Below are 12,128 nucleotides of genomic sequence, written 5' to 3'. Positions count from 1 at the left end.
TGCGTCCTTAATGTGTATAAAATTTTATACAAAGTGAAGTGATGAACGACGAAAAAGAGATTCGCTGGGTGGGTTCCGCCTATGACGACTTGTTGGCATTCCCGGACGACCCACGTCGCTCCGCTGGTTTCCAGTTGGGTAAGATCCAAGTTGGTTTGGATCCGGATGACTGGAAGCCGTTCGATGATGTCGGGGCTGGTACCAAGGAAATCCGCATTCGGGAAGCCAGCGGTATCTATCGGGTGATGTACGTCGCCAAGTTTGAGGAAGCAGTGTATGTCTTGCACTGCTTCCAGAAGAAGATGCAAGCGACCAGCAAGCAGGACAAGGGTATTGCCGAGGCGCGCTACCGCGCCGTGGTCAACGCGAGAAAGGCACAGAAATGAAGATCGACACCGAAATCCACCATGTGACGAAACCGGGAGCGAATCTCTTCCTGGAACTGGGCTTTGCGCCCGCTGAAGCCAAGCGTTTGCAAGCAGCCTCTCGCAAGCAAATCAACGACACCCATTTGCTAAAGCAGCAACTGATGGAAGAACTATCCACCTGGATTGCTGAGCATCACCTGAAGCAAGCCGAGGCAGCCGAGATCCTGATGGTCTCGCGTCCGCGCGTGTCCGACGTGGTGAACAAGAAGACGGCCAAGTTCACCATCGACACACTGGTGGAAATGCTCAGTCGCGTTGGCAAACCGGTCAAGCTGGCCATCGATTGACGCGCTGAACGACTGACCGCTTCCATCAATTCCCGCACCAGCGGCGGTAAGCGTCAATCCATTCCGCCCCCTCTGGCGGCGGGTCCGGCATCGGCAGATCGAGGATTGGAATTGCCTGAGTTGATTTTCCATGCACGCAAATAGCGACGATTTGGTCGCGCTTGGTAATATCGACCTTGCCCACCGTCACTGCCTGCCCAAGCACCCGGGTCATGAATGGCAGGGAGAGGTTCTCTTCAATCATGGCGAAGAACCCGCCAGCCTGCTCCGATTCGTCGTAGGCGTCCGTGGTCGCCTCCTCGATGAGTTTATCCAGGTATTCTGCAGTGAACTTCGCCGTCTTTTTCGCTTTCATCATCGCGAAGACTTGTTCCAGAGACCCGCATCGGCGAGGCGCCTGAGACTGGAACCATAAAATTGCAGTAGGCGGGAAGCATATTTTTGCATAAAATTCACCTTTTTGTGCCTTTAAAGCATCCGGTTTTAGGGTGCAAAAACCCATAATTTTGCACTTTGTCCACTCGTGACGCATATCATTGCAGTTTGTCAGCAGACCCGAGGTTTCTCCGTCAGACCTTTGTCGAGTGGGCGGGCCAGACCATCAACAAATCGTTCTGGGCGGGTGCCTACTACCGGCAGCAGCGCGCAAAAGGCGCTACCCACCAAGCGGCCATCCGTGCCTTGGCATTCAAGTGGATTCGCATCCTGCATAGCTGCTGGAAAACCAGAACAACTTACAATGAAACCCACTATCTCAACGCCTTACGGAAACGGGGCTCCCCGCTCCTAAACAATCCAACACCAAGTTAATAAAAAACGTTGACTGAGTGGCTCAGGGCATGAAGCGGCCAGTCGGTGAAAACCCTTGTTGGATTGCCGATGTCTGCTATCTGAAACCATAATCCAACGGTCGCTGTATGCCAGTATCAGTCTTCATGCGGTTACCATTGCTGGTACTTTGCACACCATCACCGAATGTGCCGCCACTCGATTGCGGCCTCCCTCCTTGGCCCAGTACATTGCTTGGTCTGCAGCAGACACCAGTGCACTGAATTCCAACCCGACATGGTTTGAGTCAGCAACGCCGATGCTGATGGTACTGCGCAAGACTTCGCCGCCGAACTCCATGGTCAAGGCGGCATAAGCCTGACGCAAGCGATCGGCCAATACACTGGCTTCTTCTTCGGTGGTGGACGGGAGCAGAATACAGAACTCCTCGCCGCCATAGCGGGCAAAGTAGTCATCGCTACGGACAGAAGCCTGCGCCACAGCGGTGAGACGTTGCAACACTTTGTCGCCCACCTGGTGGCCGCAACGGTCATTGATCGACTTGAAATGGTCGACATCGATCACCATGATCGCCAGCGAATCCCCAGTACGGGTACAGCGTGCCGCCAGGCGGATAGCTTCTTCTTCCAGACCACGCCGGTTCAGTGCGCCGGTCAAACTATCGCGCAACGCAATTTTTTGCATATCCGTAATGAGGCGGTAATTCAACATCAGCATGAAACCGAAGGTCACGCACATCAGTATCAGGCTACTGGCCAGAAATCTCACGGGAACGAAGGGCAACAACGAGGAAAGGCCAATCGAGGTACCGGGTGGCGCCTGAAAAAGTATTGCCGCCCTGAACAGAGCAGCGGCCGCAAGCAGCGCGAACGATACGCCAGTAAACCAGTACGCGGTGCGCAACGGCGGGTCGATACGGATGAGCAGCGCACGGGCACAAAGCGCATTGATCGCTGCAAACACAAGAGAATTGGCGATGGCGCGCGCATTGGCATCGGGATGGAGGAGCGTAAACCAGACACTTTGGGCAAAGGCCACGCCAAAAAACAGTAATGGAATGCGCCAGTCAATGCGCTGATCCTTGAAAGCCTGGATGCCGGAAAATTGCAAGCTATTGCCTGTCAAAAGCAACACGACGACCAGCACGATCAGCCAACCGCTGCTTGTGGGTGTCAGGTCTGCGAAGGCGATGAAGCTCGCGAGGCTGTAGCACAGGCTGGCCAGCGCCCACAGCCGCGCCCCGCGAATGCTGCCGGCATGCAATCCCGCCAGGGCCAGAAGCCCGGAAAGCAGCAGGGTCAGCACGGAGGTCATCAACATCATCGTGTGAAGATCAAGACGCATTTCTTTATCCAGTGTTTCTATGGTTCTCAGTGTTTCTATGGTTCTCAGTGCACCACCATATGCGACAATTCAGTTGTGCTTAACCAACGTTAACGGCGAGTTGACATCAATCTGAGCCTTATTACTTAATCGTCCCGGATGTGCCCAAGCGATCAACACGTGCCCGCAGTGGTTTGCCGGCCTTGAAATGGGGGACCCACTTTCCAGGCACCGATACCGATTCTCCTGTCTTTGGGTTGCGTCCAGTGCGAGGAGCACGGTAGATCAAATCAAAAGTGCCGAAACCACGAATTTCAACACGGTTTCCCTGCGTCAGGGACGTCTGTATAGCATCCAGTATCTCCGCGACGACCAACTCATGGTCTTTCTGTGCCAGTTGGGGATAAAGGTGGGTCAAGCGGGTGATGAGTTCGGATCGAGTCATGTCGAGTAATGGCTTGTTTGCCGGAATAGAGCACGATACGTGCCAGGAAAAAATATTTCTTTCAGGTTTGTGAAGGCTTGCTTGCAGGGTGCCCCTGTCAATAGGTAGATGAATAAATAAGGTGGAACACAGTCACAGATGTCGGGATGATGACGGCCGACCCTTGTGTAGCGAGGCAAGCTGTAAGGTTGGAAACAGTCCATAACGCGTTGAATCGCGCGCCAAACTGACCCATCACTTGCATGGGTACCGGAACATCCTTCATCCTCAAATCCGTCAGTTGCTTTGCCAGTTTGCGACTGATCTTGCCTCCGAAAAACGTTTCTCTTAGCTGATTGTTACAATCGGCACAAGAAGAATGCAATGAGTGAAGTAAAACGATGCGCGCAGTACACCCTCGAATTCAAACAGGACGCTGTTCGGCTGATTGAGGTAGGGCGAAACACCGCATCGGTTGCCTTCCTTCTCTTTCAGCCTATCCCAACAGGGATTTCCGCTCGCGCAGAAATCGCTCAATCTGTTCCGCAGGCACCCCCGGGCTGAACAGGAATCCCTGGATCTCGTCGCATTTGAGCAAGCGCAGCAGTTTTGCCTGATCCTCGGTTTCGACGCCCTCCGCGACCACCCGCATATTCAGGGAATGGGCCAGCGAGATGATCGTGGACACAATGCTCTGATCGTCGGAATTACTGGTCATGTTCATGATGAACGCCCGGTCGATCTTCAAGGCACTGACCGGCAGCTTGGCAATATAGCTGAGCGAGGAATAACCGGTACCGAAATCGTCGATCGCCACCTCCACACCCATCTCCCGGATCATCCGGAGTTTCTGGATATTCGCCACAATATCCTGCATGACCAGGCTCTCCGTGATCTCGAGTTCCAGCCTGCTGGCGACATCCCCATTGCCCTTCACCACGCCTTCTATCATGCTGACGAAATTTTTCTGTTGTAACTGGATCGGTGACACATTCACGGCGACCCTCGGAGAGGGCAGTCCTTTCGCCAACCACGCCAGTGAATCCGATACTGCTTTTTCCAGGGCCCACTGCCCCGCTTCCAGAATCATGCCGGTTTCTTCAAGCAATGGAATGAACTGCAGCGGCGGCACCAGGCCAGTCTCGGGGTCGTTCCAGCGCAGCAAGGCTTCCAGCCCGCTGATCTGTCCGCTGTTGAGATCGATCTTGGGCTGGTAATGTAGTACCAGTTGTTCCTGCTCCAGCGCACGGCGCAGCTTGTTTTCCAGCGACAATTTCTCCGCAGCCAGCGCATTGAATGCGGGGGTATAGAACAGATACTTGTCACCGGAGAGCTTGGTTTTTTTCAGCGCTGATTCGGCATTGTGGAAAAGAGCTTCGATGTCCTCGCCATCGGCTGGATAAGTCGATATTCCTGCCCTGGCCGAAACTCGCAACTCCTGTCCGCTGATCACAAACGACCGATTCTGAATCACGGACAACACGCCATCCAGGATATGAACGATGTTTACATTTTCATCGTCGTAGCGGGTGGCAATACCGAAGTAATCGGCTGAAAAACGGGCAAGGATATCCGTTTCAACGAGTGTTCTCTGCAGCCGCTGCGTGATCTGCCGCAACAGCTCGTCGCCGGCCTGCCGGCCCAGGGTTTCATTGATGCTGCTGAACCGGTTGAGGTCGAGCATGATCACGGAAAACACCTTGCGATCGCGGTGTGCCGCATTGATTTTCTGGGTGACACGATCCAAGAACAGGGTCCGGTTCGGCAAACCGGTGACGGCATCGTAATAGGCGAGATAATTGAGGCGCTGTTCTTTTTCAAGATGATCCAGCGCGAATGAAATATCGCCGGCCATCTCGACCAGCAGCCGCATCTCCTCCGCGTCGAAAACGTTCGTTTCCGGGGCATACAGCACGAATACGCCCACCGGCCGGTCTTCCAGCAGCAGCGGAAACACCGCCACGGAACGATAGCCGCGCTGCAACGCCTCGGCACGCAGCGATTGCATGGCTTCGTCCGTGGCAATGTCGTTGCAGATGACGGGTTGCTGCTGGGTCAGGGCACGTGCCGTCAGATGGCAATTTCCTGGTGCATCTTCCGTGGCGGTCAGGTTGATCCGGGCCAGGTATCCATCGTCACGGCCTGCCCTAGCGACCGGGGTGACCTGCAGCGTGTCCGCGTCAAGTGTGCCGATCCACGCGAACGTGAACTTGCCGTGCTCCACCGCGATGCGGCAGGCTTCGTCGAAGAGTTGCTGGCGCTCCCGGACACGCACGATGGTGGTGTTGATGCCGCTGAGCACGCTATAGATGCGGTTGAGGCGATTGATCTTTGATTCCTGCTCCTTGCGTTGAGTGATGTCATGCCCGACTGTGGACAAGTATTCCAGTGATCCATCCGGCTTCTTGTGCGCGATAATCACTTGCAGAACAGGCACTTCACTCCCGTCGCGCCGCAGGAATGCCGTTTCCCCGCTCCAGGTACCATGACGGAGAGCATGCGGGATGCCTTCTTCCAGCACCAGCTTGCCAGCCCAGCCGGGATGACGGTCCTTGATCTGTTGCGTAGAAACGTCGTCACCTTTCTCGTACCCCAGCATCCTCAGACCCGCCTGATTGATATAGAGCAAGCGGCCGTCCGGACTCGCCGTACCTACCATGTCGGGTGTGGCCTCGATGATCGCCACCAGCCGCGCCTGTTCTTCCTGGATACGTTTGCGCTCGGCGATTTCTGTGGTTAACGCCGCGGTTCGCTCTTCCACCAGCTGCTCCAGATGCCCATGCAGCCGGGTACGCTCCAGCGCGATACCCACCTGGTGCCCGACTCCGTATAGCGTCTCCAGTTCATCGTCTTTGAACAAGCCCTGATCTGCTCCCACCAGATTCATGACGCCCAGGCTCCGGTCGCCACTCCAGAGTGGTACACAAGCATGGTAACGCAGGCCATACGTGTCGCCTTTGGCATACTTCAGCCGTTCGCACTCCAGAATATTGGTGACATGATCCAGCTCTCCTGCAAGAAAGCGGCGTCGGCATTCGCACAAGCCCTCCATCGCGCCTTCGCCCAGCAACGCCGGCGGCAGGTTGCGTACCGCCGCGGTCCGGAAAGTATCGTTTTCCCACAGAGAGATCCAACCCGCCTGCACACCCGGCAACTCCATTACCCGCTCCAACACCTGGTCACACACTTCGCGTTCGCTCATTGCGCGATTCAACCCTTCTGCGACGTGGTAGAGGCAGCTAAGCGAGCTGTTCGAGTCGGCCAGCTCGCGCTGCCGCGCCTTCAGCTCCTCACTGATGTGCACCGCTTCCTCGTAGACCGAAATCAGCAGGTCCACGATCTGCTGCCGCTCAGCGGTGATGAAATGTTTTTGTCCGCCGAGATAGATTTCCACGCCCATCTGCATCTTCTGGTTCTTGCGCAGCTCGTTGTTCATCAGCAAGTAGTCGACCCGTGCAAGCAGGTAGCGCTCTTCGTATGGCTTGCGGATAAAATTGTCGGCTCCGCACTCCAGCCCCTTCATAATGTCCCGCACGTCAGACAGTGTGGTGAGCAAGATCACCGGCACGTCCTGGAGCTGCTCGTCACGCTTGATTTCACCGCACAGCGCGAAGCCGTCCATTTCCGGCATCATGACATCGCTCACGATCAGCGCCGGCTTGTGCCGCCGCGCCGCCACCAGTGCCTGCTTGCCGTCGGGTGCGGTCACCACCGTATAGCCGCGTTCCTCGAGCAGATACTGCAACTTTTCTGCCTGGGTCGGACTGTCCTCGGCGATGAGAATTTCAATGCCGTTGTTCTTTCGGGATTTCATGCGTCACGCTCCATTTTTGCCTCGGTGGTTCGCCAGATTCACCAGCACTGCAGCAATCTTGTCCGGGGCAAGGACAAAGGTTGCCGCATCAAGCCTGATCGCTGCGCCCGGCATGCCGTGCACGACCGAACTGTCCTTATCCTGGGCAAAGGTAACCGCGCCCCTTTCTTTCAATAGCCGCAGTTCCTCGGCGCCATCGCGTCCCATGCCGGTGAGCAGGCCGGCGACGGCGTTGCACCCATAGTTATCGGCAATCGAACGAAAAAGATAAGACACCGACGGGCGCAGCCCGTTTTCGGGCGCGTCCCGGGTCAGGGCGATGTTACCGCTGCGTTCCACTTTCATCTGGTACTCGTCGGGTGCAATGTAGACGTGGCCGGGAAGAAGAAGCTCGCCGTGGATGGCGACATGCACTGGCAGGCTGGCCGACTGTGCCAGCCACTCGACGAATCCATGGATAAAGCCAGCCGCCATATGCTGGACGATCAATACCGGCGCCGGAAACGTCTTCGGCAATCCCGCCAGTATGGTATGGAGCGCCGGCGGGCCGCCGGTTGAAGCGCCGATGGCAACGATCCGCACCTGTGCCGGTGCGCGCGCAAGCCCCATCTCTACCGGGCGCGGAACCGGCGCATCGCCCCGCACGCGGGGCCAGCGTCGCACCACTTTGACTTCCGACATTAGTTTCACCGTCTGCACCAGCTCCTTCACGGTGGTTTCATGATTCGGATGGCCGATGCCGCTTGGCCGCATGAGTACGGCCAAAGCACCCGCTTCCATGGCGCGAAACATCATTGTAGTTTCGTGCGGATCAGTGCTCCCGCTCACGATCACGATGGGGGTCGGATCGGTTTCCATGATCCGGCGCGTGGCTTCCAGACCATCCATTTTCGGCATGTGGATGTCCATCGTGATCACGTCGGGCCGATAGCGGCGCACGGCATCGAGCGCCTCCTCGCCATCGAGTGCCGTGCCGACTACCCGGATCCCAGGGTCCGCGCTGAGAACGTGAATGAGAAATTCACGCACCACGGGCGAATCTTCCACTACCAGGACGTTGATCAAAGGCGTTGCCTCATTGTGCTTTTTCCCGAAACGATGAATTGTGCAAGCTTCTGCATATGTTCATCCCTGGCGCATTGGTTCATAACGTCTAATCCGGTTTCTGCCGCTCCGTTTGGCTGCGTACAGGGCCGCATCGGCGGCCGCGACCAGCGTGTCCGCACCGTCTCCATGCAGCGGCCAGGACGCGACTCCGATACTGACGGTAATGCGTACAGGCGCGCCCGTGTTGATGTCAAACGGCTGCGTTTCCACGCTGGCGCGCAGGCGCTCGGCGATATCGGCGGCAGCGTCGGAATCAGTCTCCGGCAGGATGACAGCGATTTCTTCGCCGCCGTAGCGGCATACGCGGTCGATGACGCGCGCCTGATGGTTCAACAGTTCGCTCAGTCCCTTGAGAATGGTGTCTCCCGCCTGATGTCCATGCGTGTCGTTGACGTGCTTGAAGTGGTCAATGTCGAGCATCAGCAGCGCAACTGGCCGCTTGAAGCGCTGGGCGCGTGCGAGTTCGTCGGCGAGCAACGTATAGAATGTGTTGTGGTTGTAGAGGCCGGTGAGGCCGTCGCGGGTCGCGAGCTCATAGAGCACTTTCTGGTTTTGTTCCAGCTTCTCCGCCATGGCATTGAACGCCGTGGCGAGTTCACCAAGTTCGTCACGCTGCGCCAGGATTACACGGTGGGAAAGCTCGCCTGCGGACAGGCGCGCGGCGCCCTGGCGCAGGGCGTCCACACCCGTGAGGACAGAGCGGGCCAGCGTAGCGCTGACCAGCAGGGAGATTGTCAGCGCTGCCGTGAAAGCACCGAACGTGATCAAGATACTGCGTGTCCTGGTGACACGAGCTGTTGCCCGATCCGCATCGATGAACCGGCGGGAAATATCGTGGATCTGTTCCAGCAGGCCCACGGACAGATAGACATGCGCATCGAAACGTTTCATTTCAAGCGCGGCTTGCGGATCGCCGATGGGATCGCGCAAACGCAGCAGCGCCTCACCGATCTGCCTGGCCTCCTGCCATTCCCTACGGGCGGATACGATCAGCTCGCGCTCCTGCGCCAGGGAGAATCGCTCCGGCGCGGCCTCCTTGAAGGCAAGCTCCACCCGGTGGCTCAGTTGAATGAACCGCATTAACTCTCCTGGATCGCCATTGACGAGGTAATCGTTGACCGGCATGGCTGCCGTGAGCAAATCCGCTTGAAGATGCATCACGGGATTCATCTCCTCGGTGACTTCTCTGACGATGTCTTCCAGCGGATCGACCAGACGCGGCAAAAGATAAAACAGACCCACGGCAGCCGCCAACAGAAACGGCAGCAGCACCGCGCCGAGCCCCAGGGTGAAACGCATGCGTAAAGAGAGTTGCAGTGCATGGAAGCGGGCCATGGCAATCGCTTTCATCAAGTTCGCATACTCACGAATAGTAGGTTCGGCACGTTTTTTTCCACAAAAATATTTAGACCATGGTTGCCGTTGCATCGAACGCCGATGCGGACGGCCGCCGCTCAAATGAGCCTGCCGATGACTTCCAGCAGGTTGCTCTGGTCGAAGCTGCTTTTTACAATATAGGCGTTGGCACCAACGTCGATGCCGCGTTCGCGGTGTTCGCGCGAGCCTAGCGCCGTCACCAGCACCACCGGCAGCTCCGCGAGTTGCTTGTCCGCACGCACCTTGGCCGTCAGGTCGAAGCCGTCCATGCGTGGCATTTCCACATCCGAGACGACCAGGTCGAACGTGCCGGTCTTGAGTGCGGTGTAGGCGTCGACACCGTCCACCGCGGTGGTGACACGATAGCCTGCCGATTCGAGTATGTTCTTGAGCAACGCCCGCGAGGTGATCGAATCTTCCACCACCAGGATGGATTGCTTCTCCGTTTCCGCATGTTTTTCGGCAGCGAGTGCAAGCGGCGCCATCGCCCGCTTCACGGCCGACTTCAGCAGGTCGGGAACATTGAGAACCGGCACCACTTCCCCAGTCCCCAGCACGCTCGCGCCGGCGAGGTTGCGCACGCGCGTGAGTTGCGGCCCAAGCGGCTTGACCAGCACTTCCTGTTCCCCGACGATCTCCTCCACACGGAATGCGATACGCTGCGTACCCAGTGCAAGCACGACTGTTTGCAGGGTGCCGGCTGATTCGTCCGCCGTGCCCTTGCGCGGCAGTTCCAGCACATCGCTGAGCCAGACCAGCGCAAGCACCTGATCATCAAGCGCGATCGTTTCCCGGTTTTCCACGGTCTGGATGTTCTGGCTGGCTACGCGCGTCACACGCTCGACACTGATGGCGGGAATGATGAACAGGTGACCGCCGGCGCGGACGATGACGCCCTGGAAGTTGGCCAGCGTCAGCGGCAGGACGATACGGAACTCGGTTCCTTTGCCGGGGCGGGACTCGAGGACGACGGAGCCACCCAGCCGCTCGACCTTTTCGCGCACGATCGCAAGGCCGAGCCCGCGCCCGGAGACGTCCGTGATGAGCGGGCTGGTGGAAATGCCGGAATGGAAAACCAGCGCCAGCACCTCTGCTTCGCCGAGGCTTTGCGCCATCTCGGGCGCAACCATGCCCAGCCTGCCGGCCACGGCCTTCACACTGGCGGCGTCGATGCCCGCCCCGTCATCGGCAATGCGTATCTCGACCTTACCGCTATCCTGTTGCGAGATCGCCACGCTGATCGTTCCGTGCGGCGGCTTCTGCCTCTCCCGGCGTAGCGCCGGTTTTTCGATGCCGTGATCGATGCCGTTGCGCAACAGGTGGATGAGCGGATCCTTCATCTCCTCCAGGATGCGCCGATCGATTTCAATCTCGCCGCCCTGGAACACCAGCTCTATCTCCTTGCCCTGCTCGCGCGCCAATTCACGGGCGAAGCGCGGGAGAATCTCGAGCAGCGACGCGAACGGCAGCAACTGCATCTCCTTCACGTCGTGCAGCAGGCTGTCGGTCATACCGGTCAGCGTGCGCAGATCGTGCTCGGCGGATTTCTTCAATTTCGCCAGACGGTCTTCGAGCGTTTTGATATAGCCATGTTCGACATCCAGATATTCGAGCAGCTTGCGGATTTGTTGCGGGCCCTTGGCGGCTTCGTTGTTCTTGCCACCCTGTTCGCATAAACTTTCGACCAGCCTGAGTGTGGGCTGAATCCGCACCCGTTCCTTTTTCCAGCCTGCGAGCAGGGCAGCGGCCTCGCGCAGCTCCCTGGCGCGTTGACCTGACGCCAGCCGGGGGGACAGCAGTTCTTCAACCTGCCGCATCACGCCGTCAAGCTTCGCCGTGGAAACCCTGATGGTTTCGGAGATCAAGCTGTGAGACCGCGGCGCGGGTGAAGATGCACTGCCCGCCTCGACAGCGTCATCCAGAGTGGCGGGCGTGGATGGCGACGGAATCGCTTGCGGCTGTGCGGGTTCCGGCAAAGGCCCTGTCAACGCATCGTTGAGTTGCCGAATCAGCCTGCCGATTACCGGATTGCGGGTTTCCGGCGCACTGGTTTGCGGAACCAGCAAACTGCCGAGGGCATCAACCGTCTGGTGCAGGAGATCCAGCAACGGAGGCGAGACGGCGAGCTGATTGCTCTTCAGCGCCGCGAACACGCTTTCCAGCGGCTGGCAGACCGCTTCGATCTGCGTCAGATTCACGGCACGGGCAGCGCCCTTCAAGCTGTGTGCCTCCCGGAAGATATGCTCGACGATTTCCGCCCGCCGTGCACCAACCGGCATTTTCTCCAGCTCGCGCACTCCCGACGACATCGCCTGGAGATGTTCGTCCGCCTCGATCCGGAACGTCGCGAGCAGCCTTTTCAGAAATTCATCGTTTTGTTTGGCCATGGCCTTGTTCCGTTTCCAGTATTCGGCTGTCCACTCAGGCGGCCTTGCGTCCGATTAATGTGGCCAGTTTCTGGCCCAGTTCATGCAGGTTTTGTGCCGCGACTTCCGCCTGCCGGGTGCCGGCGACATTCTGCACGCTGGCCTGCTTGATGTTTTCCATCGCCAGCGCCACCTGGTCCATACCCACCATCT

9 protein-coding genes and 1 pseudogene are annotated in these 12,128 nt (G+C 57.9%); 3 read left to right on the top strand and 7 right to left on the bottom strand.

Annotated features, from left to right (window positions below):
* The first annotated feature begins 41 nt into the window (after positions 1-41).
* Together EI185_RS16860 and EI185_RS16855 are read left to right on the top strand one after the other, a co-directional pair.
* The gene (locus EI185_RS16860) at positions 42-386 is read left to right on the top strand and encodes a type II toxin-antitoxin system RelE/ParE family toxin (protein WP_124706318.1); all 345 of its coding nucleotides are present in this window, start codon (positions 42-44) and stop codon (positions 384-386) included.
* Complete coding sequence (locus tag EI185_RS16855; protein ID WP_124706317.1) at positions 383-715, top strand: helix-turn-helix domain-containing protein; 333 nt, start codon at positions 383-385, stop codon at positions 713-715. Before EI185_RS16860 ends, EI185_RS16855 begins: the two co-directional genes overlap by 4 nt.
* A gap of 25 nt (positions 716-740) precedes the next feature.
* Here EI185_RS16855 and EI185_RS16850 read toward each other — a convergent pair whose 3' ends face one another.
* Complete coding sequence (locus EI185_RS16850; RefSeq protein WP_223247904.1) at positions 741-1,247, bottom strand: calcium-binding protein; 507 nt, start codon at positions 1,245-1,247, stop codon at positions 741-743.
* On the opposite strand from EI185_RS16850, the pseudogene EI185_RS18265 reads away from it, so the two are divergent.
* Positions 1,247-1,525, top strand: a pseudogene (locus EI185_RS18265) (hypothetical protein); the annotation flags it as partial. The gene EI185_RS16850 and the pseudogene EI185_RS18265 sit on opposite strands and share 1 nt — an antisense overlap.
* Positions 1,526-1,648: 123 nt before the next feature.
* Here the strand turns inward: EI185_RS18265 and EI185_RS16840 are convergent.
* The 6 genes from EI185_RS16840 to EI185_RS16815 form a co-directional block, all read right to left on the bottom strand.
* A complete protein-coding gene (locus EI185_RS16840) occupies positions 1,649-2,848 on the bottom strand; it encodes a GGDEF domain-containing protein (protein ID WP_124706316.1) in 1,200 nt (399 codons plus the stop codon).
* Between the two features lie 121 nt (positions 2,849-2,969).
* Positions 2,970-3,272, bottom strand: a complete 303-nt coding sequence (locus EI185_RS16835) for an integration host factor subunit beta (RefSeq protein WP_124706315.1) — start codon at positions 3,270-3,272, stop codon at positions 2,970-2,972.
* 475 nt (positions 3,273-3,747) lie between these two features.
* A complete protein-coding gene (locus EI185_RS16830) occupies positions 3,748-7,065 on the bottom strand; it encodes an EAL domain-containing protein (RefSeq protein ID WP_124706314.1) in 3,318 nt (1,105 codons plus the stop codon).
* A 3-nt stretch (positions 7,066-7,068) separates the two neighbouring features.
* Positions 7,069-8,130 carry a chemotaxis-specific protein-glutamate methyltransferase CheB gene (cheB, locus tag EI185_RS16825; RefSeq protein WP_124706313.1) on the bottom strand — a complete coding sequence of 354 codons (1,062 nt, stop codon included), beginning with the start codon at positions 8,128-8,130 and terminating at the stop codon, positions 7,069-7,071.
* 60 nt (positions 8,131-8,190) lie between these two features.
* Complete coding sequence (locus EI185_RS16820) at positions 8,191-9,522, bottom strand: GGDEF domain-containing protein (protein WP_189836450.1); 1,332 nt, start codon at positions 9,520-9,522, stop codon at positions 8,191-8,193.
* Positions 9,523-9,626: 104 nt separating this feature from the next.
* The gene (locus EI185_RS16815) at positions 9,627-11,936 is read right to left on the bottom strand and encodes a hybrid sensor histidine kinase/response regulator (protein WP_124706311.1); all 2,310 of its coding nucleotides are present in this window, start codon (positions 11,934-11,936) and stop codon (positions 9,627-9,629) included.
* Positions 11,937-12,128: the final 192 nt, after the last annotated feature.

Source organism: Sulfuriferula multivorans (assembly GCF_003851125.1).
Taxonomy (GTDB): domain Bacteria; phylum Pseudomonadota; class Gammaproteobacteria; order Burkholderiales; family Sulfuriferulaceae; genus Sulfuriferula; species Sulfuriferula multivorans.
The sequence above is the reverse complement of the archived record's forward strand: the minus strand, read 5'-3'. Positions and strand labels throughout refer to the sequence as shown.